General features: G+C 42.1%; 20 protein-coding genes and 1 tRNA gene. 10 read left to right on the top strand and 11 right to left on the bottom strand.

Annotated elements, in window-relative coordinates:
- The first annotated feature begins 22 nt into the window (after window positions 1-22).
- The 6 genes from JEY82_RS02500 to JEY82_RS02475 all read left to right on the top strand — a co-directional run bounded on the left by JEY82_RS02500 (window position 23) and on the right by JEY82_RS02475 (window position 6,087).
- Entirely contained in the window at window positions 23-1,042 is a 1,020-nt protein-coding gene (locus JEY82_RS02500; RefSeq protein ID WP_304082263.1) for a TRAP transporter substrate-binding protein, read from the top strand.
- Window positions 1,043-1,105: 63 nt separating this feature from the next.
- Window positions 1,106-1,627 (top strand): TRAP transporter small permease, encoded by a 522-nt coding sequence (locus JEY82_RS02495; protein ID WP_304082261.1) that lies wholly within the window; start codon window positions 1,106-1,108, stop codon window positions 1,625-1,627.
- Window positions 1,628-1,642: 15 nt separating this feature from the next.
- On the top strand, window positions 1,643-2,920 hold the full coding sequence (locus JEY82_RS02490; RefSeq protein WP_304082259.1) for a TRAP transporter large permease: 1,278 nt from the start codon (window positions 1,643-1,645) through the stop codon (window positions 2,918-2,920).
- Window positions 2,921-2,997: 77 nt separating this feature from the next.
- Complete coding sequence (locus tag JEY82_RS02485) at window positions 2,998-4,284, top strand: Zn-dependent hydrolase (RefSeq protein ID WP_304082257.1); 1,287 nt, start codon at window positions 2,998-3,000, stop codon at window positions 4,282-4,284.
- Complete coding sequence (gene pyrC / locus JEY82_RS02480; protein ID WP_304082255.1) at window positions 4,284-5,327, top strand: dihydroorotase; 1,044 nt, start codon at window positions 4,284-4,286, stop codon at window positions 5,325-5,327. The genes JEY82_RS02485 and pyrC overlap by 1 nt, the downstream gene beginning before the upstream one ends.
- A 64-nt stretch (window positions 5,328-5,391) precedes the next feature.
- Entirely contained in the window at window positions 5,392-6,087 is a 696-nt protein-coding gene (locus JEY82_RS02475; RefSeq protein ID WP_092163075.1) for an orotate phosphoribosyltransferase, read from the top strand.
- Window positions 6,088-6,189: 102 nt separating this feature from the next.
- Here JEY82_RS02475 and JEY82_RS02470 read toward each other — a convergent pair whose 3' ends face one another.
- The 4 genes from JEY82_RS02470 to carB all read right to left on the bottom strand — a co-directional run bounded on the left by JEY82_RS02470 (window position 6,190) and on the right by carB (window position 13,931).
- A complete protein-coding gene (locus JEY82_RS02470; RefSeq protein WP_304082252.1) occupies window positions 6,190-8,589 on the bottom strand; it encodes a penicillin-binding protein 1A in 2,400 nt (799 codons plus the stop codon).
- 90 nt (window positions 8,590-8,679) lie between these two features.
- Window positions 8,680-9,207: a YkgJ family cysteine cluster protein gene (locus tag JEY82_RS02465; protein ID WP_304082250.1), complete on the bottom strand. Its 528-nt coding sequence runs from the start codon at window positions 9,205-9,207 to the stop codon at window positions 8,680-8,682.
- A 27-nt stretch (window positions 9,208-9,234) separates the two neighbouring features.
- Complete coding sequence (gene purF, locus JEY82_RS02460) at window positions 9,235-10,626, bottom strand: amidophosphoribosyltransferase (protein WP_304082248.1); 1,392 nt, start codon at window positions 10,624-10,626, stop codon at window positions 9,235-9,237.
- A 65-nt stretch (window positions 10,627-10,691) separates the two neighbouring features.
- The gene (carB, locus tag JEY82_RS02455) at window positions 10,692-13,931 is read right to left on the bottom strand and encodes a carbamoyl-phosphate synthase large subunit (protein WP_304082247.1); all 3,240 of its coding nucleotides are present in this window, start codon (window positions 13,929-13,931) and stop codon (window positions 10,692-10,694) included.
- Between the two features lie 168 nt (window positions 13,932-14,099).
- Between carB and JEY82_RS02450 the strand changes: the two genes are divergently transcribed.
- The 3 genes from JEY82_RS02450 (at window position 14,100) to JEY82_RS02440 (ending at window position 15,001) form a co-directional block, all read left to right on the top strand.
- On the top strand, window positions 14,100-14,360 hold the full coding sequence (locus JEY82_RS02450; protein ID WP_304082246.1) for a FeoA domain-containing protein: 261 nt from the start codon (window positions 14,100-14,102) through the stop codon (window positions 14,358-14,360).
- A gap of 11 nt (window positions 14,361-14,371) precedes the next feature.
- The gene (locus JEY82_RS02445; RefSeq protein ID WP_304082244.1) at window positions 14,372-14,638 is read left to right on the top strand and encodes a hypothetical protein; all 267 of its coding nucleotides are present in this window, start codon (window positions 14,372-14,374) and stop codon (window positions 14,636-14,638) included.
- A gap of 135 nt (window positions 14,639-14,773) precedes the next feature.
- On the top strand, window positions 14,774-15,001 hold the full coding sequence (locus tag JEY82_RS02440) for a SlyX family protein (protein ID WP_304082242.1): 228 nt from the start codon (window positions 14,774-14,776) through the stop codon (window positions 14,999-15,001).
- A gap of 67 nt (window positions 15,002-15,068) precedes the next feature.
- On the opposite strand, the gene metG is transcribed toward JEY82_RS02440, so the two are convergent.
- The 5 genes from metG to murA all read right to left on the bottom strand — a co-directional run bounded on the left by metG (window position 15,069) and on the right by murA (window position 22,940).
- A complete protein-coding gene (metG, locus tag JEY82_RS02435; RefSeq protein WP_304082241.1) occupies window positions 15,069-17,006 on the bottom strand; it encodes a methionine--tRNA ligase in 1,938 nt (645 codons plus the stop codon).
- A gap of 228 nt (window positions 17,007-17,234) precedes the next feature.
- The gene (locus tag JEY82_RS02430) at window positions 17,235-18,425 is read right to left on the bottom strand and encodes a regulatory iron-sulfur-containing complex subunit RicT (RefSeq protein ID WP_304082239.1); all 1,191 of its coding nucleotides are present in this window, start codon (window positions 18,423-18,425) and stop codon (window positions 17,235-17,237) included.
- Between the two features lie 260 nt (window positions 18,426-18,685).
- On the bottom strand, window positions 18,686-19,084 hold the full coding sequence (locus JEY82_RS02425; RefSeq protein WP_304082237.1) for a response regulator: 399 nt from the start codon (window positions 19,082-19,084) through the stop codon (window positions 18,686-18,688).
- 123 nt (window positions 19,085-19,207) lie between these two features.
- Complete coding sequence (locus JEY82_RS02420) at window positions 19,208-21,670, bottom strand: DNA internalization-related competence protein ComEC/Rec2 (protein WP_304082235.1); 2,463 nt, start codon at window positions 21,668-21,670, stop codon at window positions 19,208-19,210.
- Window positions 21,671-21,689: 19 nt separating this feature from the next.
- Window positions 21,690-22,940, bottom strand: coding sequence for a UDP-N-acetylglucosamine 1-carboxyvinyltransferase (gene murA / locus JEY82_RS02415; protein WP_304082233.1), 1,251 nt, complete (start codon window positions 22,938-22,940; stop codon window positions 21,690-21,692).
- 123 nt (window positions 22,941-23,063) lie between these two features.
- On the opposite strand from murA, the gene JEY82_RS02410 reads away from it, so the two are divergent.
- Window positions 23,064-23,139: transfer RNA gene (locus tag JEY82_RS02410), tRNA-His, on the top strand.
- 289 nt (window positions 23,140-23,428) lie between these two features.
- On the opposite strand, the gene JEY82_RS02405 is transcribed toward JEY82_RS02410, so the two are convergent.
- Window positions 23,429-25,627 carry a pentapeptide repeat-containing protein gene (locus JEY82_RS02405; RefSeq protein WP_304082232.1) on the bottom strand — a complete coding sequence of 733 codons (2,199 nt, stop codon included), beginning with the start codon at window positions 25,625-25,627 and terminating at the stop codon, window positions 23,429-23,431.
- Between the two features lie 97 nt (window positions 25,628-25,724).
- Window positions 25,725-26,165 carry a PaaI family thioesterase gene (locus JEY82_RS02400; RefSeq protein WP_304082230.1) on the bottom strand — a complete coding sequence of 147 codons (441 nt, stop codon included), beginning with the start codon at window positions 26,163-26,165 and terminating at the stop codon, window positions 25,725-25,727.
- Window positions 26,166-26,194: the final 29 nt, after the last annotated feature.

Genomic DNA, 26,194 nt, shown 5'->3' with positions numbered 1-26,194 from the left:
GCTTTAATCAGGAGGATTACGAATGAAATTATCTGGACGTATTGTTTCAATTGCATTGGCCTTATGTATGGTTCTCGGCGGAGTTATATCTGCCGGAGCTGCAGAATTCGAAGCTCGTATCGGGCATATCGAATCAGCGCTTCAGCCTCGCCATCAGGGACTTGAAAAAGTCGCTAAGCTTGTTAAAGAACGCACGAACGGAGCTGTTGAATTTAAAATTTTTCCTTCTTCCCAGCTCGGCAACCAGCGTCAGATAAACGAAGGTGTTCAGTTCGGTACAATTGAAGGTACTGTATCTGCCGCTGCATTCCTTGGTGGATTCAACCCATCTGTATCCATCATGGATATTCCTTTCCTGCTCCCTACTGACCGCGCAAAAGCGCAGGAACTTCGTCAGGGCAAGTTTGGTAAAGAACTGCTTAAAAGTTTCGGCCCCAGAGGATTCAAAGCTATTGCAACCTGGCCTAACGGACGCAAAAACTTTACTTCAAACAAACCTCTCGGTTCAGTTGAAGCATACAAAGGACAGCGTTTCCGCGTAATGGATTCAAAAATCCTCATCGAGCAGTTTTCTGCAATCGGAGCTTCTGCTATCGCATTGCCTTTCGGTGAACTATACACAGCACTACAGAACGGCGTTGTTGATGGTGAAGAAAATCCTCTTGATACCATTCAGCGCATGAAATTCTACGAAGTCCAGAAGTACCTTGTTCTTTCCGAACACGGCGCAATGGAAGATTTCATTCTTTTCAACCCAATGTGGTGGGACAGCCTTCCAGCAAAGTATCAGGATGTAATCACAACATCTTTCATGGAAGTTATGCCCGGTGTTGAAGTTCATAAAGAACAGGCTCAGAAAGACGCTCTTGCTGTAATCAAAAAAGCAGGCGTAAAAGTCAGCCCTCTTTCCGACGCAGACCGCGCAACCATGCGTAGCCTCATGTACCCCAAAACCATCGCCGCTTACCTTGATCGTGCTGGTAGCGAAGGTGAAAAACTCGTTAAGCTTTACGAAGCTGAATACAAACGTATTGTAGAATAGTTACATTCCATTCAGGCGGGAAAGACTTATCTTTCCCGCCTATTTTTTTTTCGGGAGAAAATTATGCGAAAAATACTAAATTCCATACTCACAGGAATTAGGGCAGTTGAACGATTTCTCGTCATTTCCATAAATTTGATCATGGTCGCCCTCTATACTTTTAATGTATTGGTGCGAGAAATATTACCCCAATACTCAAGTACTTTCGCATGGATAGACGAAGCAACCCGCTTGCTTATGGTCTGGGCTGTATTCTTAGCTCTCGGACTTGCGTTGGAACGAGGCCGCCATGTCGCAGTCACGACTCTTCTTGAAAGACTCCCGAAGATACCAAAAAAAATTATCTGTTTATTAATCAATACCACAGGGATTGTATTCAGTTGCTACCTTGCATGGCTTGGAGTTGCGCTTGTTAAATTTGTTATGCGTACAGGCCAGGTCAGCCCGACGCTTGGACTGCCTATGTACTGGCTATACGTTGCACCGACCGTAGGGTTCATACTTCTGGCTCTCAGATACGGACTGGAACTTACTGGTGTAAACGACCGTCACAATAAACCTCTTCTTGTTGCTCCAACAAACTAAGGCGGTAGCATAATTATGACTCCTATAATAATCCTGATAGCTCTCACAATGCTCGTTTGTGGATTTGAAATGCTACTTGTCCTCGGCATACCTGCCTTTTTGACTAAAACTTTTCTTTTTTCAAGAATTCCCGACCCGGTACTTATTCAAAAAATGGTCGGCGGTATTAACTTTTCCACACTTCTCGCTATTCCATTTTTTATTTTTGCTGCCGAACTTATGGCATCAGGACAAATTGCAAAACGCCTCACTGACCTTATAAAACATTTCACAGCTCACAGGCTTGGTGGAATAGGACACACTACCATTGCCGGATCAATGGCTTTCGGTTCTGTATCCGGTTCCGCACCTGCAACAGTCGCCGCCATGGGGAAGCTCATGTACCCTGAACTGCGTAAAACCGGATTCAGCGAAAAATTCAGCCTCGGCCTGATCGTTTCCAGCGCAGAAACAGCCTTGCTCATTCCACCAAGCATCACCTTGATTATTTACGGTTGGATGACAGGAACATCTATTACAGGGCTGTTCATCGGTGGTCTTGGTGTCGGACTTACTCTTGGTCTGGCTTTCAGTGGTCTGGTTATTTTTGAAAGTCTTAGAAAAGGCGTAGGCAGAGGCGAAAAATCTACTATCCCCTTCCTTAAAACATTTAATGCAGCAGCCTGGGCACTCGGGCTGCCTATTATTATTTTAGGTGGTATTTACACAGGGTTGTTCACTCCTACGGAAGCTGCTGCTGTTTCAGTTGTTTATGCAATCTTTGTTGAAGCCGCTATTTATAAAAACCTTACCGTTTCCAGACTGATAAGCATTACTGAAAGAGCGTCTATTTCAACCACAATCATTTTCATTCTGCTGGCAATGGGCAGTGTTCTTTCCTACTTTGTAACACTTGCTCAGGTTCCAATCCTGATTACTAATTTCCTGACAGACATTCAGGCCGGACCTATCACATTCCTGATAATTGTTAACATTGCATTCTTTATTGCCGGAATGTTCATAGACCCGAACTCCGCGCTCCTTATACTTGTCCCACCACTTTTCCCAGTGGCAGTGTCTATGGGAATTGACCCGATTCATTTCGGTGAAATCGTCTGCCTTAACATCTGCATAGGCATGATAACTCCCCCCTTCGGGCTGGATATCTTTGTTGCATCTTCAACACTGGATAAACCGGTCATGTCCATCATTAACGGAGTGTGGCCTTTCCTTTTCATCAATATCCTTGTGTTGATGCTCGTCACCTACGTTCCAGGACTGGCAACTTTCCTTCCCGGACTGGTTGCACCTTAACGATCTGAACAAAATTACAATTTATAAATAGTAACATGCAAACAATAGTAAATGAACATTCAGTGGGGACGAATATAATGAATCCACATGGAGTATTAGAAACTCAGCCAAGTCTCGAACATCTTACAAATGATGCAGAAAAACTGTTTGCCGATCTGGAAGAATTATCCAGAGATAAAATCGGGGTTTCACGCCCTTCATATGGCGAAGGTGAAAGTAAAGCTTTCGACATGATTGAGAACTTTGCCAAAAGTGAAGGGCTTATCACTTCGCGTGATGCGGCTGCAAACCTTGTCATTGAACTTGAAGAAATATCACAAGATCAAGAATACATACTGATAGGCTCACATCTTGATTCCGTTCCGCAAGGCGGAAACTATGACGGTGCGGCCGGAGTTATCGCTGGCCTTCTATGTCTGATTGAATACAAAAGAACCAGAACATCCCCTGAAACTCCCGTTAAAGTTATAGCCCTGCGCGGAGAAGAAAGTGCGTGGTTCGACGCATGTTACTTAGGTTCCAAAGCTCTTCTGGGTAAACTTGAAAAATCTGAGCAGGCTCTCCCTCAACGCGATGACGGCAAGACTCTCGGAACACACATGGCTCAGTGCGGAGCGGATGTTGCTAGAATATCTAAAGGCGAAAAGCTTATTGATACCTCTAAAATCAAAGCCTTCTTTGAGCTCCACATTGAACAGGGACCGGTTATGATTGCCCGCAACCTTCCTGTTGCAGCTGTCACCGGAATCCGCGGCAACATCAGACACAGAAAAATTCTCTGTATCGGTGAAGACGGACATTCAGGAGCGGTTCCGCGCTGGCTTAGACGTGACGCTGTTTTTGCAACTGCGGATTTAATTACCCGGATAGACGATCACTGGACCACAATTTTACAACATGGTGGAGATCTGGTTGTAACAACCGGAATTATGACAACCAACCCGCAAAACCATGCTATGTCACGCATTCCCGGCTTAGTGACATTCAGTTTTGAGGCAAGAAGTCAATATGAACATACTCTTGCCGCCATTGAAGCGCTGATCCATTCTGAATGCGCGACAATAACTTATGACCGCAAAGTTCAGTTCGAATTTGATAAACCTGTAAAAACTCCTCCCGCAGTGCTTGACCAAAGTATTGTTGAGCGCATAAATAAAGCTTGTGGAGAGGAAGGATTGCCAATAGAAGCTATACCAAGCGGAGCCGGACATGATGCGTCACTTTTCGCAAATGCCGGAGTTCCCACAGGAATGATCTTTGTGAGAAATCGCAACGGTTCCCATAATCCCGAAGAAGAAATGGATATTGCAGATTTCATTCGGGGCACATCTGTACTTTGCCGCACAATTACGGAGTTCAAATAATGAGCACTGAAATTACCATCATAAGACCTGATGACTGGCATCTCCACCTTAGAGATGGAGATATGCTTGCGGCTGTGCTGCCCTACACTGCAAAAATTTACGGCAGAGCTATTGTTATGCCTAACCTCTCCCCTCCTGTTACCACGGTAGCCGGAGCTGAGGAATATCGCAGACGAATTATCGCTGCGCGCCCGGAAGGTTCACGATTTGAACCACTTATGACCTGCTACCTGACAGATACAACTGACCCGGAAGAGATTCGCGAAGCTTGCGCAGTTAAAGCTTTCCATGCAATTAAGCTGTTTCCAGCAGGAGCTACAACAAATTCCGACAGCGGAGTAACTTCCATAAAGAAAGTTTATCCGGTACTCGAAGTGATGCAGGAACTTGGAATTCCACTTTCCGTCCACGGAGAAGTTGTTGACCCGAAAGTTGACGTTTTCGACCGCGAAGCAGTTTTTATAGACAGAGTGCTTGCACCGCTTCGTAAAGATTTTCCCGAACTAAAAATAGTTTTCGAACACTTGACCTGCAAAACCGCAGTTGATTATGTTCTTGCTCAAGACGAATTCACGGTTGCGACCATAACTCCGCATCATCTGGTGCTGACCCGCAACGATCTTTTTAAAGGTGGCATGAATCCTTACATGTACTGCCTGCCGGTTGCGAAAACTTTCAAAGATCGCGAAGCATTACGTGATGCAGCAACTTCAGGTAATGAAAAGTTTTTTCTCGGAACAGATTCTGCGCCGCACCCATGTTCAAGCAAAGAAAAAGCAGGGGCTGCTGCCGGAATTTTTAATGCGCCGACCTCAATCGGTTATGTAACTCAAATTTTTGAAAGAAATAAAGCCCTTGAAAAACTCGAAGGCTTTACTTCTATATACGGAGCCAGATTTTACGGATTTTCTCCCAATGGCAGCACAATTACTCTAGCCAAACGAGATATACCCGTTTCAATGGAATGGCTCTTCAAAGCGGGAGAGGACGAGGTTCGAATATTCAACCCCGACACTCCCCTTTATTGGGAATTGGTTGATTGATAGAGGCTGAGCCGTTTTTTTTAGGCTCAGCTTTTTTTACGCATACAACAACAAAGGAGAAACAATGGTTCCTACCAGCTTTCCAGACAAAGAAACCATAGCTGAAATTACAGCTAAAATGCTCATCGAAGTTGAAGCTATTCGCTTCAGAGCTGATGAGCCTTTCAAGTTTACCTCTGGCTGGGCCAGCCCGGTATACATTGACTGCCGTAAACTTATTTCCTACCCGCGTGTTCGTCAGACACTGATGGACTTCGGGGCTTCTGTTATTCTTAGAGAAGTAGGCTTTGAGTCAATCGACTGTATTGCAGGCGGCGAAACAGCCGGTATCCCTTTTGCTGCATGGCTGTCTGACAGACTGATGCTTCCTATGCAGTATGTGCGCAAAAAACCGAAAGGTTTTGGCCGCGATGCACAGATTGAAGGTGATTTTAAAGAAGGAGCGAAAGTTCTTCTTGTTGAAGACTTAACCACTGACGGACGCAGTAAAATAACTTTTGCTGAAGCTCTTCGTCGTGCAGGCGCAGAAGTTACTCATACTTTTGTACTCTTCCACTACGGAATTTTCCCAAACACCAAAGAAACCCTTGCTGCAGCAGGACTTGAAATGCTCTCACTGGCAAACTGGTGGGATATTCTTAACGTCTGTAAAAAAGAAAAATACTTCAACACCAAATCTTTGGATGAAGTCGAAAATTTCCTCAACAATCCAGTAGAATGGTCTGGAGCTCACGGCGGAATTTCAACTTATCCTAAATAAGAATTAATTGACCACGAAAAAGGGCAAATCTTTAATTAAAGATTTGCCCTTTTTTTTGATTAATTATCGACTGGTATTATTTCAAACCAGCCTATTAAAACCTTAGAAAGTCTGCTTAAACAGATCTTCACTGGAAGAACCGCCACTTTCAGAGCCTGATCCTGATCCAGTAGCTGTCTTGGTAGGCTGGGTTCCTTCCTTAAACGGAAGGAAGAATGTTTCACTTGACCCCGGTCCGGCAAGCAAGCCCGAAGCGGCATCAATCTTCGCCATTACAACACCGTCCGGTTGCGGAAAATCCATATAAGGATAATCCTTCTCGACCTCTTTACGATAAGAAACCCAGATAGGACTCGCGGCACGTGAGCCGGTTTCCCATTTACCCATCGGAGTCAACTGGTCAAAACCAACGAACACACCAGTCAGCAGGTAAGGAGAAAATCCCATATACCAAGCATCCTGTTCATTATTTGTAGTTCCGGTTTTACCTGCAACCGGACGACCAAGTACTTTTGCTCTCCACCCTGTGCCGCGCTGAACAACTTCCTTAAGAAGATTGCACATTATATACGCTGTCTGCGGGCTGATTGCATCATGGACTTCAGGCTTTGATTCATAAAGAAGCTCGCCCCAGGCACTGTTTACAGTCAAAACCAGACGAGCTTTAACGGATGTACCACCTCGCGCAAAAGCGGAGTAAGCTTCAATCATATTAATCAAAGTAACTGATGCGGAACCAAGCGCAACTGACAAATCATGAGGAAACTCGCCCTCAAGTCCCATTGTCTTAGCCCGTTCAACAATTTTACTTATACCCATCTTCTGTGCAAGTCTGATGGTTACCAGATTTCGTGATTTCACAAGAGCGGTACGCAACAAAGTAGGTCCGTAGAAAACTCCTTCAAAATTTTCCGGTTTCCAGAGCTTACCTGCAACCATATCAGTATATACAAACGGAGCATCCATCATGATAGATGCCGGAGTATAACCATTGTCCATTGCTGTTGAATATACAATGGGTTTGAATGCCGAACCGGGCTGTCTTTTCGCCTGCGTTGCACGGTTGAACTGACTTTTATGAAATGAATACCCGCCAACCATTGCCTTAATTTCACCGGACCTAGGGTCCATAGAAACCAAAGCACCTTCGACAACGGGTCTCTGAACCAAATCAACAGTCCAACTGACACCTTCAAGCTCAGCAGCATCAGCACTGACTTGATTGAAATTAACTTCACTGCCGTCTTTAAAAAAGGCCTTGGTAAGTTTAGCCCAGACAACATCCCCTGATTTTAGAACAGTTGTAGCGTCCTTAACAGGGCGAACTTGATCATGAGCTTTACGAATATCCGGCTTACGACACCAGTGCATGCTTGTTACAGGCATTTTCGCAGAATATTTTCCAAATTTAACTGAGGCTTCAGTTTTAGCAACCTTTGTAACTAAAACTTTTACCCAGTAACCGGGTTTAAGATCTGAAACCGGAACAACATCGGTTGTCAAAAATTTCTGAAAATCGGCAGGCTGTAGATGAGCCAAAGGCCCTTTCCATCCCCTTCTGGTGGATGAATTTTCAAGTCCGGTTCTGACAGCGTCATCAGCCGCTTTCTGATGTTTTAAATCGCAAGCTGTTACGACATTGAGCCCGCCGTAATAAACAGCTTCTTCGCCATACTTATCAAGAAGCCAACGTCTGACTTCTTCCAGATAATATGGACCATTCTGCCAAGACGGATCTTCCATGCTTTTGTATACAAGCTGTTGGTCTATAGCTGTATTGTACTGATCCCGGTCAATCCATCTATGCTCGTACATTTGCCCCAGAACATAAAGCTGGCGAGCTTTTGCTCTTTCAGGATGTCTGTACGGATCATAACGGCTCGGAGCCTGTGGCAATCCTGCGAGGAGAGCACATTCCGCAACGGTTAAGTCGCTAACATGTTTACCGAAATAAACACGGGCAGCCGCTTCAACACCATATGCCCCTGCGCCGAGATAAATTTGATTCAGATAAATTGTGAGTATTTCATCTTTTTCAAGATAATGCTCAAGCCTGAAAGCAAGAATTGCTTCTTTAATTTTACGCTTATAACTTTTTTCAGGAGTAAGTAACAAACGCTTAATAATTTGCTGAGTTATGGTACTTCCGCCCTGCTTAATGGAGCCTCCCCTAAGGTTGGCTACGAATGCTCTTGAAATAGCAGAAAAATCCACACCGTCATGTTCGTAAAAAGAAGCATCTTCAGCGGCGAGAAACGCTTTAGAAAGAAGCGGAGTCATTTCATCCATTCTTACTAAGAAGCGTTTTTCTTTATAGAAATATCCAAGCACCTTGTTGTCATGCGTATACACAGTAGTAACAAGAGGCGGGTTGTAATCGGTAACATTCTTAAAGCCCGGCAAATCTCTGGAGGCCCAGTAGTATAAACCGGCCGCAGAAGATATCCCGAGAATCCCGATCACAAGCATTACAATCAGACTTATTTTATAAACTTTCTTCATCTGCTAATCTCGCAAGTTATCAAATCAGATAACTGGTCCGGATAATAATTAATCTAAAATTCGACTATGATATCAGTTGGCTCAAAAAAACTATTTTGAATGAGGATCAAATCCCCATGCCCGTCTCAGCCTTGCATGAAGATCTCTGACTTTAACCTGAGAAACATCCAGAGCTTTGAGCAATTTTCCCGGACTCTTATTTTCAAGTTGAGCAAGACAAGTCGCTATTTCTAAAACATTGATTCTACCGCCCTCAGTTGTCCAAAAAGGAAATAAGCGGCAATAATAGGGACGAAAATCCTGCGGTATAAGACAACCTTGCTCCCCCAAAAAGAAACACTTTCCCGATTCATCAACCGCTAACCGATAATGAGCTCCTCCCGGAGGAAACAACTCTTTTACAGCCCTGCGCTGATCAGGAAACAAGCGAAGTAAATTTTCAATAAAAAGGGCGGTGTTCGGTTGTAAAACGAACCCGCCTAAATCGAGAGCGCATTCTAGAATGCGCTCCCGTTCATATTCAGAAACTGGAAAACAGACTTCTTCACAGCCTGGAGTCAATTCGCAACATGTCGGGCCTTTAGCGGCACATCGTGCGCAAACAAAAGGATCATTCATAAATGAAAATACTCCATTGCTTTGTTGCTAGCACTTATCTTCCAAACACATTTTACCGGAACAGGAGCAGGGCTCAATTGGGTACTCACCGTTAAAACATGCCAGACAGTAAGAATCTCTATCTTCAACTGAGTCCAAAAGACCATCAATTGAAAGATAATGAAGAGAATCAAGACCGATAAAACTTGCAATTTCTTCTTCCGTACTATTAGCCGCGATAAGTTCACCCTTAGATGAAAAATCGATTCCGTAATAACAAGGGAAGCGAATTGCGGGACAACTGACACGCATATGAATTTCACGTGCGCCAAGCGCCCTGAGTTCTTTAACCCTTGCGCGAATTGTTGTTCCGCGAACAATGGAATCTTCGATAATCATGATGCTTTTGCCTTTGATCATGCTGCGAACAGGGTTAAGCTTCATCTTAACACTGAAATCGCGCATATCCTGTGAAGGCTGAATAAAAGTACGACCGACATAATGATTTCGAATCATGGCAAGTTCAAGCGGAAGTCCTGATTCCTGAGAATATCCGACAGCGGCATAGTTACCGGAGTCAGGGAAAGGCATAACAAAATCAACATCCTTCGGCATTTCTCTAGCGAGAATCTGCCCCATTTTTTTACGTCTTTCATATACAACTTCATCAAAAATAATGGAGTCAGGACGGGCAAAATAAATCAATTCAAAAATACATTGTCTCTTGGGAGTAGTGTCATCATAAATATAAGATGTCAGTTTGCCGTCCTCAACAACAAGCATTTCTCCCTGCTTAACAGCACGGATAGATTTTGCATCGATCAGATCGAATGCGCATGTTTCAGAGGCAAAAACATAATTATCATTAACTTTACCAAGCACTAACGGACGGAATCCATGAGGATCTTTAACTGCAATCATCTTGTCATTTGCAAGAATCAAAAGTGAAAATGCCCCTTTGACCTTTTTGCAAGCTTTCATGACAGCGTCTTCAATGGTATTCCCATTCAGACTTTTTGCGATCAGATGGACGAAAACTTCTGAATCCATAGTAGTCTGGAAAATTGAGCCCTGCGCTTCAAGTTCATCACGAAGTTCCTTCGTATTCACAAGATTACCATTATGGGCAATCGCAAGACGCAAATCGCCAAATCTTACGACAAACGGCTGAGCATTTTTTATCAGTGATGCACCGGTAGTAGAATATCTGACATGCCCGATAGCAATATCACCTTTCAATTCTTTACTTAGATGACGCTCGTTAAAAACGTCAGCAACCAATCCCATGCCCTTCTGTTCACGGATTGTATCGCCGTCCCATGTAACAATTCCAGCAGATTCCTGACCGCGATGCTGCATAGCATAAAGACCGAAATAGGTCATTCTTGCTGCTTCGGGGTGGCCGCATATTCCAAAGAGTCCGCAATATTCTTTTTTCATATTTCCTGCTCTTGTATTCAAAAAGGAAAGGACCGGAGCATGTGCCCGGCCCGATAATTTCCAGTTTATTTTTCCATGTTATGGTAATGCTGTAAACACCGTACATCCAGCCCAGTGCCGCGATGCTCTTTTATGGCTAAAGCCATGGCATGCGCGCCAGCTACTGTCGTTGTATATGCTAACCCGTACAACAAAGCGGTCTGCCTGATTTCTTTCGAATCAGAAACCGTTTTTTTGTCGGATGGCGTATTTATTAAAAGATCAATGTCGTTATTTTTTATGTAATCAACAACATGAGGTCGCCCTTCATTCACCTTAAGAATTCTTTCAGTTTCAATTCCCTTTTCATTAAGGAAGGTCGCTGTGCCTCCGGTAGAAAGGATCTTAAATCCGAGTTCTTTAAAAATCTGAGCCGTAGAAACAATCCCCTCTTTATCACGGTCTTTAACAGAGATAAAAACAGTTCCCTCAAGCGGAAGTTTAAGTCCGGCTCCGAGTTGAGCTTTCATGAAAGCAAGTCCGGGCAGAACATCCATACCCATAACTTCACCGGTAGAACGCATTTCAGGTCCAAGCTTTACATCAACATTCGGGAATTTGTTAAAAGGAAAGACCGCTTCTTTAACGGAGTAAAAACCTTCTTTACGGAGAGACCAAGGATCTAAATCAGAAAGTTTTTCGCCGAGCATTACTCTGGTTGCAAACTTTGCAAGCTGAATTCCTGTTGCTTTACTAACAAAAGGAACTGTTCTTGATGCTCTGGGATTAACTTCAATGATATAAACAACATTGTCTTTAACCGCGAACTGAATATTCATTAATCCGACAATTTCAAGCTCTGCCGCGAGAGCAATCGTCTGCCGTTCAATTTCTTTTACTATTTCAGGGCTCAGCGTATGAGGCGGAAGTACACATGCGGAGTCACCGGAATGAATTCCTGCTTCCTCAATATGTTCCATAACGCCTGCTACATAAGTCTGCTCGCCATCAGAAAGAGCATCAACATCTACTTCGACAGCATTCTCAAGGAACTTATCTATCAAAATAGGATGTTCAGGAGAAACAACCGATGCTTCGCGGAAATATGATTCAAATTCATCATCACTGTAAACAATATCCATTCCCCGTCCGCCCAGAACATAGGAAGGACGAAGCACTAAAGGATACGTCAATTCAGTAGCTATTTTCTGAGCATCTTCAAGTGAACGGGCTGTTCCGTTTGCAGGCTGCTTCAGATCAAGCTTATGAAGAAGAGCTTGGAATCTCTCTCTGTCTTCAGCACGGTCAATACTGTCCGGTGAAGTTCCAAGGATTTTAACCCCTGCTTTCAGTAGAGGAATGGCCAGATTGAGCGGAGTCTGACCACCGAACTGAACGATAATTCCATCAGGTTTTTCAAACTCAATAATATTAAGAACATCTTCATAAGTAAGCGGCTCAAAATAAAGTCGATCTGAAGTATCATAATCAGTTGATACCGTTTCGGGGTTGGAGTTGACCATAATTGACTTAACGCCCATCTCTTCAAGAGCAAAAGCGGAATGACAACAACAATAGTCAAATTCAATTCCCTGTCCGATTCTGTTAGGACCGCCTCCCAGAATCATTACCTTACGGCCTTCCATAGGCTCCGCTTCCTGCCCTGACTCATAAGTAGAGTAGAAGTAAGGAGTATAGGCTTCAAATTCTGCGGCGCAAGTATCAACCAGATAATATGTAGGTTTGATTTCGAGATTTTTTCGGAATATTCTGACTTCTTCTTCAGTTTTTTTCCAGAGAGTGGCCAGCTGCGGATCGGAATAACCTAACTCTTTAGCTTTTTTTAGCATTGCCGGAATTTCTGCATTTTCAGAATACATACCGATTTCAAGAGTGAAAGCCTTAAGTTGCTCTTCAAAACGAACAAGCTCTTCAAACTGATTTAAATACCAAGGATCTATTTTACAGATATCGAATATCTCTTCTACAGTGAAACCGCAGAGGAAGGCATCGCGAAGTGCAAAAATACGTTTTGAGTTAGGCTTACGCATAAGTCGAATCAACTCTTCACGGTCTATCTCAGGTTTTTCGAAATTCTTACCGAAACCGGGCATGCCGACTTCTAAAGATCTAAGACCTTTCTGCAAAGCTTCTTTGAAAGTACGTCCGATTGCCATGGTTTCACCAACACTCTTCATAGCTGTGGTGAGGTAATCTTCGGCTCCCGGGAATTTTTCAAAGGTGAAACGAGGAATTTTTATTACGCAATAGTCAATGGTAGGTTCGAAAGAAGCCATTGTCTCGCGGGTGATGTCATTAGGAATTTCATCGAGAGTATAACCGACAGCGAGCTTAGCCGCAATTTTGGCAATAGGGAATCCAGTTGCTTTGGAAGCAAGAGCTGAAGATCTGGAAACCCGTGGATTCATCTCGATTATTGCAAGTTCGCCATTTGCAGGATTAATTGCAAACTGAACATTTGATCCACCGGTTTCAACACCGATTTCACGCATAATGGCGAGAGAAGCATCCCTCAAAAGCTGATATTCCACATCAGTAAGAGTCTGAGCCGGGGCAACAGTTATGGAGTCACCAGTATGGACTCCCATGGGATCAATATTTTCAATGGAGCAAATAATTACGCAGTTATCTTTTTTGTCACGCATTACTTCCAGCTCGTATTCTTTCCATCCTAAAATGGATTCTTCGAGCATAACTTCACTTTGTAAACTTGCGGAAATTCCCTGCATGGCGATATCTTCGAGATCTTCCATATTATAAGCAACACCGCCGCCGGTACCACCTAAAGTAAATGCAGGACGGATAATAATCGGGAAATTTATCTTTTTACCCCAATAGCGCACGTCATCAATATTACGGGCAATACCGCTGAAAGGAACTTTGAGATTAATCTTTTCCATTGCTGCACGGAAAAGCTCTCTACTTTCAGCCTTCTCAATGACATCAACAGATGCACCGATAAGTTCAACGCCGTACTTTTCAAGAACACCCATCTCAGCCACTGCAAGCGCAGTATTCAGAGCAGTCTGTCCGCCAAGAGTAGGCAGTAGAGCGTCAGGTCTTTCTTTTTCAATAATTTTAGCAACAGTTCCAGGCTCAATCGGTTCTATATATGTACGATCGGCCAGATGAGGGTCGGTCATTATTGTGGCAGGATTAGAGTTTACGAGTATTACTTCGTAACCTTCTTCTTTAAGAGCTTTAAGAGCCTGAGTTCCGGAATAATCGAATTCACAGGCCTGGCCAATTACAATCGGCCCGGAGCCGATAAGCATAATTTTCTTGATATCAGTGCGTTTAGGCATAAACTCCACCCAAATATTGGTTTGAGATATTATCTTTAGGACTTTTAAGTGACAGAAAGCCATAAAACATTACTCGCAGATGAGCAAGTCTCGAATTCCCGTCTTTTTCAGTTCCAAACGAATTAGGACATTGACAAACAGTCTAAATGAATTTAAATATCAATTGCAATGAACGTACTACCAGACACAACAAAGCCAAGACCACTATCCTGTTATAAGGAAGGTGTGTCAGTAAGGGTTATCAGTTTACAAGGAGGCAGATGCTTCTGTAGCAGACTGCTTTCCATGGGTATTATTCCAGGTACCATTATAAATGTGCTTAGAAATTGTGGAAGAATGACCATAAGAATTCGCTCCTCTGAATACGCGCTGGGAAAAGAAATGGCTAACAAGATTTTAGCTATCCCGATATGCGGATGCTGTGATTAAGCGAGAGAACTATGGACTCTAACACAAAATGGCGAGCCGTAGAAATTTTAGCGAATGACTCCTCTCGCTTTTCCGCAGATCTTCGTGAAATGAAAAAACTTCATGATCAACTGCAAAAATTTCAAGGAGTCTGGTCGAATACTCAAGATACAGTTTCCACCATGAACTCACTCAACAGTTACAAAAACTATATCGAAAAAACCGAAGGAAGAATCGTTAACATTGTTATAGACGGGGCATCAGTTCCTTACGACATTCCTGACAATAAAAAAGCTTAACTCCCCCGCTCACCAGCCCCTTTTCAGCTATTAAATCATCCATCTACATATATTTTAATCTATTATTTCAGTATAATATAATTTATTAATCATTAGACAATTGCCTTATACTCTTTGTTCTGGCACTTTGAACCCATGAATACCCCAAACAAACTTGAAGACCGAATTGAAACCTTGGAAACCAGTCTTGCAATGCAGGACAGGATAATTGAAGACATGAACGTCTTCATTATTGCACAGCAGAATCAAATTTCAGAACTCGAAAAAAAAATTGATATCCTTGCCGGACAAATGAAAGATCTAAAAGATATAGCCTCAGCATCAGGCAATATAGAAGATGTTCCACCGCCACATTACAGCTAGAAATCGATAGACCATAAAAAAGGCAGATCAAAAATGATCTGCCTTTTTATTTTGCAACATAATTTAATTAGGAAACCTTAGACCCGTTAGCAACACCGGCTGTAACAGTCAGCAGCTCCATCCCGTCCCCGTTGCGGACAGCTAAAATCATTCCTTGTGATACCTCACCTCTAAGTTTACGAGGTTTAAGGTTAACCACGACTACAACCTGCTTGCCTTCAAGATCTTCGGGAGAGAAAAACTCGGCTAATCCGGCAACAACCTGACGCGGCTTTTCATCTCCGGTATCAATTTTCACTATCAGCAATTTGTCGGCATCAGGGTGCTTGGCAACGGAAAGAACCGTTCCAATTCGCATATCTACTTTCTGGAAATCAGGAAATTCAATAATTCCCTCAATCGCAGTTTTTACTTCTTTAGTTTTTTTGGCAGACTTCTCACTCTTTTTCTTTTCTACAGGAGGAGTTTTTTCAAACTCAACTCTTGGGAAAAGATTCGACTTGCTGGCTACTTCCGTACCAAGCTCAAGAAGACCCCATACATCAACTTCTCCTTGAAGATTAACTTTCTCAGGACGGAAAGTAATTCCAAGCTCGGCCAACATTTTTTCACTGGCTTCAGGCATTACCGGCCACAAGTGGACAGCAATTTTACGCATATTCTCAAGAAGAACATACATTACGGTGCCAAGACGAGAAAGATTTTCTTCTTTATAGAGAGTCCAAGGCTGCGTTGTATCTATATATTTATTCAGCCCGCGCACAAGCTCCCATAACGATTCTAAACCTCTTGAAAACTTAGCTTCCAAAAAGTTCTGCTGAAAAGCAGCCATGCTGGTGCGTCCAATATTTTTAATATTGCAGTCTTCTTCACCCTCTTCGCCTTCGGCCGGAACCAACCCACCAAAGTACTTGTGAGTCATAGCTAAAGTTCTGCTGAAAAGATTTCCAAGATCGTTTGCCAGATCCGCATTAAGCCGGCCTACGAGAGCTTCTTCAGAAAAACTTGAATCATTACCGAAAACCATCTCACGCATGAGAAAATAACGGAAAGCATTAACCCCGTATTTTTGAGCCATTTCAAGCGGCTCAACAACATTTCCGAGCGATTTAGACATCTTGGTATCTTTAATCAGCCAATATCCATGCACATTAAGATTCTGATAAGGCTCAATTTCAGCGGCTTTAAGCATTGTAGGCCAGAAAACAGCATGCGGTTTGAGAATATCTTTAGCAACAAGGTGGTTGGCAGAAGGCCAGAATTTTTTAAACTTGTCACCCTTTGGATAATCAAGTGCTGTGATATAGTTGATTAAAGCGTCAAACCATACATATGTAACGAAATCTTTATCAAATGGGAGTTCAATGCCCCACTCGAGGCGACTTTTGGGGCGTGAAATACATAAATCTTCAAGAGCACCTGATTTAAGAAGGCTCATGACTTCGTTGCGGTATCTTTCAGGACGGATAAAATCTGGATTGGCATTAATATGCCCGATAAGCCAGTCCTGATATTTAGACATTTTGAAGAAATAGTTTTTCTCAGCTATATATTCAGGCTTTGTTTCATGCTGAGGACATTTACCATCAACGAGTTCTTTTTCGGTATAAAATCTTTCACAGCCGAAACAATAATGTCCGCCGTATTCTCCGAAATAAATATCACCTTTATCATAAACTTTTTGCAAAACTTCTTGAACGCACTTAATATGGCGTTTTTCTGTAGTCCGGATAAAGTCATCGTTTTCAACCTGCAAATCAGGCCAAAGATTTCTAAACAGGGCACTGATTTCGTCAACGTACTCACTTGGAGTTTGTCCGCCTTTTTCCGCAGCTTGAACTATTTTATCACCGTGTTCATCCGTTCCAGTGAGAAAATAAGTATCATCTCCCATTAGCTTGTGAAACCGTTTCATGGAGTCAGCAAGAATTGTCGTGTAGGCATGACCAAGATGAGGCTTGGCATTAACGTAGTAAATGGGAGTTGTAATAAAAAACGAATCCAAAATCGATCTCTCCTGTTACGGTGACAAAAACAGCGCAATTAACAGCCTTAAATTCAGCGTGTTAAAAATTCCGCATTAAAACAAAGCTGGAAAAAGACACTACATACAAAAACATGCAGCCGGATGAGTATTATTACTTTCACCGGCCGCAAGGTTATTAACTTCTCACGAACTGCCCGCCATATAGCCGACAACCCGAAGATAATCAAATCTAGTTTTCTTTAGTTTTTATGAATCGCCACCTGCAGGTTTTTTTCTGCGCCTGCGCCTTGAAGGACGGCGATTTCTAGAGACAGTTTTTTTATCTTGAGCTTCTGCCTCAGACTTATTGACCGGCTCTGAAACAACCCGATCCCGCTCTGCAACAGGTTCAGGACTGTCACTGCTTACAAAAGGACGCTTCTTTTTTTCAGGACGCGGACGTTCCGGCCTAGCTGGACGAGGGCGCTCCGGCCTTGCGGCACGAGGACGTTCGGGACGATCTGCACGCCCGGAAGCTGCCGGCTTACTTGATCTGTCTCGATCATTATAATTAATTTGAGTTTGCGGCTCGTTACTTTCAAAATCTAAATCATCTTTCGGAAGTTCTTTTTTTACAAGCTGGTCCGGAGATGTAGCTTTCAAAACATCCGGCCACTCATCAAGACAAACTTCAATTTCATCCCCAACTTCCGGCAGGATAGTCAAAGTATTCCTGAAGAAATTAGTCCGTGTTACCTTAACATTTCCATGCGCAGTATTGTAACGTTTACCAATTTTTGGACAACGTTTGTGAAACTGCTCATAATTTTCCTGTTCAAAAGAAAGACAACACAAAAGACGACCGCATATACCGGATATTTTTGTCGGATTGAGAAAAAGATTCTGCTCTTTTGCCATGCGGATAGTAACGGGCATAAATTTACGCATAAACCGACGACAACAACAAATCTGCCCACAATTACCTATTGCGCCAAGCATCTGAGTTTCATGCCGGACACCGATCTGTCTAAGTTCAATACGTGTTCTGTATTCTTTAACCAGATCTTTAACCAGCTCACGAAAATCGATTCTTCCGGGAGCGGTAAAATAGAAAATCATCTTGCTGCGATCAAAGAAAACCTCAACATCAACAAGTTTCATTTCAAGCTTTTGACCCTCAATGCATCCCTTACAGAACCTGAGTGCATTGCGAGATAAATCTTTATTTTCACCGTCGATAACCAGATCTTCTTCACCTGCGAGACGATATATTGTTTTGACTGAATCTTCAGTGATGTCTTCCGGCAAATCCTGTTGAACAACAAAGACTTTGCCAAGCCCCATCCCCTGTTCAGTCTTTACGATTACTGAATGTCCTTCGCGGACAACAAAAGGCCCGGAAGAAAAATAGTATATCTGACCGAAATCGTTAAATTTAACACCTAAAATTTGAGACATTATTTAAGAACCTTATATAGTACGCCAACAAAGGGCGGATAAAACTTAATTTGAATAGGACACAATAGACCACTTCCTAAGGAACTTCAATTCAGTTCTACATCTATAACGTCTTTAAATAATACACTATAAAAAATTAAGCAAAAAAAATCCGCAACAAATGCTGCGGATTTCAAATCTTTTCAGGTAAATAATAAAGCTTAAAAAAATTTATCTCTCAGCAATATACTCGTAAATCAAATTGCCAAGACCAACTTTAATTACACTGAAAAACCTAAATTTTTCATTTCTTTTAACAACTTAGCTTCCTCAATAGGCTTAACCAGATAAGAGGTCGCTCCTCCGAGGAAGAAAGCATCGTGGGTTTCCTTGCGATCATCAAGCATCGTTGTCACGATAACTTTAACTTCGTCATCCCCATTAACTTTAAAATCTTTCTCAATTGATCTTATTTCCCGAAGAGCCTGCTGCCCATCCATTTCCGGCATGACGAGATCAAGGCAAACTAAATCGTACCTTTTATCATCCTCAAGGGCTTTTTTGAAAGCAAATACAGCCTCTTCGCCATTAACTGCAATATCACATTGAGCGTAAGGCTTCATGATCTCATGCAACATATTGCGGCAGTAAAAATCATCGTCAACAATAAGCATTCGCATGCAGACGCACCTCCATTAAAGCTAACTGAAATTAAAACAGAATATCATACCACAAAACTCTGTCACTTTTAAGCATCAAAATCAAGTTATGTTCTTAATCAAAAACATAGAAATTCATAAATTTCAAGGTCGAATAATAATTTCCCCGGACTTATTCCATTTTGCTGAAATCATACCCTTTTCAGAAGTCTTGTAAATTTTGATCTTTCTAGTCCGCAATTCGCACTCAACTTTATCTGCAACAAACTTATATCTATTTAGAAAACCACATGCCGCAACAGCAATTTTTGGATTTACTCTGCCATACAATTCAGAGGAATAAGCCCCTGCACTGCCGTGATGCGGTAAAACTAATACATCGGCAAAAAGATCATCGTTATTGCGAAGCAGTGTCTTGATTCCTGATTTCTCTACATCACCCGAGATGCAAATAAGCCCCTTGCCATTCCAAACCAATCGTAAAAAAAGTGAACGATTATTTTTTGTTCCTTTAAAATCCGAAGCAGGATGAAGAATCTGCAAAAATAACCCCGGTTCCAATTCAATGACATCACCGCGCTCAACTTTTTCAGGTACCACTTCCTTTTCAGCAAAAGCTTTTTTAAACCTTTCACCGATGACTCCTTCGGGCATATTTCCATCGGAATAATAATGACCGACGTCAAATTTTTCCAGCAGATAAGCAAGGCCACCGCAATGATCCCTGTCAGCATGGGTAAGAATAATATTATCAACTTTCGGCAAATGACCGCTCGCCAGCCAAGGTCCTACAATGGCTCTACCAATATCAAAAGAATCTCCGAATGACCCGCCGCCGTCAACAACGGTCCTTGTTCCTTTTGGTCCAGTAATTACAAGACCTTGCGACTGTCCGGTATCAAGCAAATCAACTTTTACAAATTCAGGACCTATTCCCGGCAATTCACCGGATTCATACATTGCGCCGATACGCGAACCAACCAGCAGAACTATCATGCAAAATGCTGTCAATTTTACTTTTCTGCTTTTTTGAAGTGAAAGACAAAGCAACAGCAGAACATAATATATTATAAAATCTTGCCATAAAGGCCGATAGAAAGCGTATTCGGGAAGCCATCCGGCAGAAACGGCGGTCCGCACAAGAGAAAACATTTCGTCAAAACACGTCGCACCTAATAAAAAGAGCTTCTGAGAAACAGCAGTATTTACAAACGACAGAACAAGACCGCCCACTCCGCAAACAGGCATAAGGAAAAAGCCTAAAAGCGGAATCCACAAAACATTAAAAACTAAATTAGGAATCAGCACCCCGAAATTCCAGATTGTAATCGGAAGGATAGTAATATTCGCGCAAAGGCTGACCGCCAGAATAGCCAGTATGAAACGGGAAATTTTACCAATGAAAGTTATTCCGGCAGGAAGTATAGATTGAAAATATGGGTAAAAAACAGAGATTCCACCAACAGCCAGCACTGAAAGCTGAAATCCAAGATCAAAAGCACTGAGCGGTGAAAAAACCAGTATCAACACAACCGCCAGAAAGAGACCATCGAGCAGCACCCTGCCCCGATTCATAAGCAGCAGCAAACCCCAGAATCCAAACATGCACACAGCTCGCAAAAGAGACGGGGAAAATTGCCCCAGCCATAAATAAAAGAGCACAAACGGCGTTGCCAGAATAACTGCCAACTTCATTCGTGGAATTTTCAAATAAATTTGTGGAAAGAATAAACCTATCAACCATGCGAAAGCAAAACCGATTGATGCGACAAACCCGACATGCAAACCGGACAAAGCTAGCAAATGCGAAACTCCCGCCCTGCGGATAAGTTCAACTGTATCTCTCGATAAAAAGAATCGGTCTCCGGTAAGAAGCGCAGGAAAAATTGCGCCGCCTTGAGTTGACGGCGTATTACTAACAATTCGATGCCGTAAATCTGCACGCAGCCGCTCCCCAAAACCGGGATCAACAGGTTTCAGTTCGCCATTTTTGAGCGGTCCGCGAGTATAAAAACGATAAAAAATATTTTTAGTTCTGTTGTAGAAGTCATAATCCCAGACACCGGCATTTTTAAAACCGTGAACAGGTTTCACTTTTATCAACAGACTTACTTTCTGTCCCTTTACTGGAAAAACATCGGGCTTTTCCCATGTCCAAAGCAGATATCCTGCAAGCTTGGTTGTTTCATTAACCATTTCAGAAAGATTTTCGCCGGAAATTTTATGTGAGGTTGTGCACAGAACATTTTTGAGAATAATTTTCAGCCGCTTACCGGGTAAACCCTTTATGGCTGCGATTTCGGCATTAACGTGAACTTTTTCTTTATGCGCCATCCAATCCGGCATTTCATCCGGTGGAACAGGAAGCACTGCCGAAGCATAAAAACTGCCCAGCGCGAACATCAGCACCAAAAGTACAATCGTTCCTTTTTGAAGTCTGAACGAAAAAAGAATCACGACATAAACAAAAAAAGCAACAAAACACGGTAACAGCCATTTAATCGATAAAATCCCGAAAACAAAAGCAGGCACCAGCTTCTGCCAAAAAAGCAGGCCCGGAATTCCGGGCCTGCTTACTAAACAAGATTTACTATCACTTCTATTCATAATCAGTGATTCTTAAGAACTATTCTTTTTCGCGCCAGACTTTCGCCCCGACTCCGCAAAGTTTTTCTTCAAGTCTTTCGTACCCTCTGTCCAGATGGTAAATACGCTGAACATCAGTTCTGCCGGATGCCGCTAGTGCGGCAACAACAAGCGAGGCACTGGCGCGCAGATCAGAAGCCATCACAGGTGCTCCTGTCAGACCGGGAACGCCTCGGACCATAGCAGTGCGGCCTTTAAGTTTAATATTAGCACCCATTCTGAGCAATTCCTGAACGTGCATAAATCTATTTTCGAAGATTTTTTCTTCGATTGTTCCCGCGCCCTTGGCAAGACACATAAGAGTCATAAGCTGGGCCTGCATATCTGTAGGGAAACCGGGGAAAGGCTGCGTGGTGATATCAACGCCAACCAACTCTCCATTCCTGCGAACAAGCACACCATCTTTTTTCTCTTCAACCAACACGCCCATTTCGCGCAATTTCTGAACAACAGCATCAAGATCATGGAACGGGCAATCCTGAATAAGCAATTCCCCATCAGTTATTGCGGCGGCAACCATATAAGTTCCGGCCTCAATGCGGTCAGGCATGATTTTATAATCACATCCTTTCAGCGAAGAAACGCCTTCAACTCGAATAACACTGGTTCCATGTCCTGTGATTTTTGCTCCGCAGGCAATAAGGAAATTTGCAAGATCTTCAACTTCCGGTTCGCGGGCGGCATTTTCAATTATTGAATTACCATCTGCAAGCGCCGCAGCCATGAGCACATTTTCCGTGCCGCCAACGGTTGGAAAATCAAAATTGATATGAGCGCCTTTAAGTTTAGCACAACGCCCATGAATATAACCCGATTCCAAATCAAACTCCGCGCCCATCTTTTCAAATGCGGATAGATGCAAATCAACAGGACGTGCCCCGATAGCGCACCCACCGGGCAGGGCCACCTTCGCCTCACCCTTCAAGGCCAAAAGAGGCCCAAGGCATAATACAGAGGCTCTCATGGTCTTAACAAGGTCATAAGGGGCCTCAACTTTCAGGTCTTTAACAATGCTGGTGACGTTATTTCCATCAAAGGAAGTCTCACAGCCCAGAATATCCAGAAGTTTAAGGGTGGTATGAATATCTCTAAGGCGCGGGACATTGGTCAGATTAACCTGTCCTTCAGGCAAAAGACATGCGAGCAGAATCGGCAACGCAGCATTTTTAGCTCCACTTACACGGATAGGCCCCTTTAAAGCTACTCCACCTTCAATTACTAATTTATCCATTATATATTTCCTTATTTTTGATTTTTACCGTCTGATGAAGATTCTTATGTACTATTTTTCATTTTTTTTCAAAAACTTCTTGACCATTTTCCCGGGTTTAGATAGTCACTGTTTCTCGACACGGTGGGTGTAGCTCAGTTGGTAGAGCACTTGGTTGTGGCCCAAGTGGCCGGGGGTTCAAGTCCCCTCACTCACCCCAGCGAATAATCAAGGGATCAGAATTAATCTGATCCCTTTTTTAATGCGCTTTTTCCGGTCTAGACATTTTCATAAAAATCTCTCGCAAAACCCTTGCCAGTCCCCACTTCCTTTAATTCTAAGCAATATTAAACGCTTAGACTTTAATCATTTTTATCGCACCCAACGGGTAATTTTGTTATTCGATACGACTATCCAATTTTATCATTTCGGCTGAATAAATATGAAAAGCCCTCCATTAACTTTGATTTGTTAACGGAGGGCTTTTTTTAATTTAAGCTATATTTTTATTAGCGGCGTAATTTATTTCGCAGGGCGAAGGCGAATAGGGCGGCTTGGATGGTGATGAGGATGTTGCAAATCACTCTAAAAAGTGAATTTAAGCCTGTTGCTGACTGAGCGTCTATTTTTGAGAGTGGTAGATACCAGAGCCATGTGCTCAGAAAATCTAAGGATTGAGCTTCCTTTACAACTTTAAGATCAGGCAAAAAGGCTACAATCACCATGCTTAATAGAATAAACACACCTAGTACGCCTAGTGCCTTTTCAGGCTTTTCACCATATCCACTAATCGAATTATATACATTGAGATAAATTTTAGAGAACCAATCTTTATTCTTAGAAACTTCACCCCATAAAAATAAAACATAACAAAATATTGTAAAAACAATTCCCACCAATGCGGGATATGACGCACAACCGTAGTTTGCTAAAATGTGTCCAACGGCTAAAATTGAAGCAAATATTATAAAAAAATGTAAAAAAGGAAATGATTCAGTACCACTTACATTCCTTCTATTCATTTCCTTTTCTTTGTAATGCCAGTTAGAAGTTTGCACTTCATCAGTACTCTCTCGAGCCCCTTTTTTAAGTCTTCTATAAATCTCTTCCAACGTCGAATACGATTTACTCTTATTCAAATCCTCTTCATCATAAATAGAGGCATAGCCATGAGACTCATTCCATTTGCATTCAACAAATTTAAACGATTCAATATTCATATTAATAAAAGATAACTTTTTTACATTTGCTCTTTCCATCAAAATAGTCTTTTCACAGATAGTCCCATCAAAACTAGTAGGACCTCCAAAATCAACATCTCTAAAATATACCCAGCTATTAAATAAAGAATCTGTGATCTTCGTAGTGGTATCAACAAAAGTTGCATTATTAAAATTAGCAGTCTTTTCGAAAGTACAATCTTTAACTTCTAGCAAATCACCAAAATTTGTATTTTTAAAAAGCACCTGACTTTCAAAAGTTGAATCACTAATCCTTAACTCATTAAATTCAGAATCAGAAAAAGTAGCAACACCCATAACTCTATTCTTTTTAAAAAAGATCTTACTGCTATTAATACATATGTAACTTAAATCTTTAAAAAATTTACATGACTCAATTTCAACAGAACCGTTAACGCTTGAAGGTTTGAAAGATACATTTTCAGAAAATTCACATTCAGAAATATTAGGACCATATCCAAACACACTATCATTAAAACTTACACCACCATGAAACTTGCAAAATCGAGACAATAGCCTAGAATTATTTAAAAAAAATGTTTTTTTGAAATTTGCAAAACCATGAAACTCAGTAACTTGAAAATCTACTCCATTTTTAAAAGACGTACTTTCAAATCCAGCTTCTCCGTGAAAATGTGTCGAAGCGAATAAAACATATTTTTCAAAAAAAACATCTTCAAAACTCACCTCTTCATAAAAATTAATATGATCAAACTCAGGACCACCTTTAAAGTAACTTTCTTTAAAAATAGTTTTCCCATGAAAATTGCTTTGATAAAACCATGCTTCACAACAAAATTGACTACTTGTAAAATTAGAAAGACCTTTAACATCTATATCTCTAAAATCAGCTCTTCTTTCAAAAATTGCCCCGAGAAAATAAGCACCTTTTTGGCACTTACAACTAAAACAAGCGTTGTTCTCAAAGACAGTGTCTGTAAAGAAAAAAAGGCCACTAAAACATGAATTATAAAATGAAACTTCTTTTTTAAATAGACAGTTAGAGAAATTTATTGGGGGCAAAACATTTTCGTCATCAAAATGATGAAATAATATTTGATCAAAAAAAACAGTTCCCGCAAAATTACATCGAGGATTCCAATCTCTTGTTTCTTTAATACACTCTGATAATTCTACCGTTACAGAAAGCTCCTTATCACTACTTACATTCATTATTACTCTATCCAGGTAAGCCTCTTCAGTTTGAAACTTATCCCGTTCCTCATCCACCCCCGCATCAATAACCCCCTGAATCCGCTTAAATACCTTCGCATTAAACTTATCCCCAGAAATCAATGCAGGCTTCTCCCCCACCCCCTCAACATATTTACTCACATACTTATGCTCAGCCGGAGCATGAAATATACAATACTCCTTCCCATTCCCATCGACATAAACAATCTTAGAATCTTCCTTAGAAAGTTTTGCACACCAATTATTATGCTCCGCCCCGATACAACAACCCATATATGAACCCCTGAACAAATATTATTTTTAAGATCAAAGGTTCATACACCATTAGCCGCTGACTAATCCAGAGCGAAAATACCGCCTCGTAATTTTCTTATTCCTCACACAACACATCATCAGAATGTTTCCGCACATTATAAACAGCGCGCCCCTCCGCAACAATCAAATCAGGGTCAGATGCAGAATAAACGGTAATCTGGCTATTCCCCACCCTGTTGCCAAGCAACCTTACACGGGCCTCGGCTATAAGGTCTTCCGGTCCAGCGGGACGCAGATAGTCCACGCGCATATCAATTGTGGAAACACGATCCCGCACATCTCCCGATGCCCATACAGCTGTTCCGCCGCAGGTATCAATAAGCATGGATATAACGCCGCCATGCAATGCCGGACGCCTCGGGTCGCCTATGAACTCAGGACGATAAGGCAAACGCAGTTTTGCATAGCCATGCTCTAAGTGTTCAACCTTGAGACCTAAGAAAAGGTCAAACGGGATACCTTCTTCAATCACTTTTTTGATGTCGAAACCTTCCATATTTACTCCTGATTTATGTATTTAAATCT

This window comes from Maridesulfovibrio ferrireducens, from assembly GCF_016342405.1.
Lineage (GTDB): Bacteria > Desulfobacterota > Desulfovibrionia > Desulfovibrionales > Desulfovibrionaceae > Maridesulfovibrio > Maridesulfovibrio ferrireducens_A.
The sequence above is the reverse complement of the archived record's forward strand: the minus strand, read 5'-3'. Positions and strand labels throughout refer to the sequence as shown.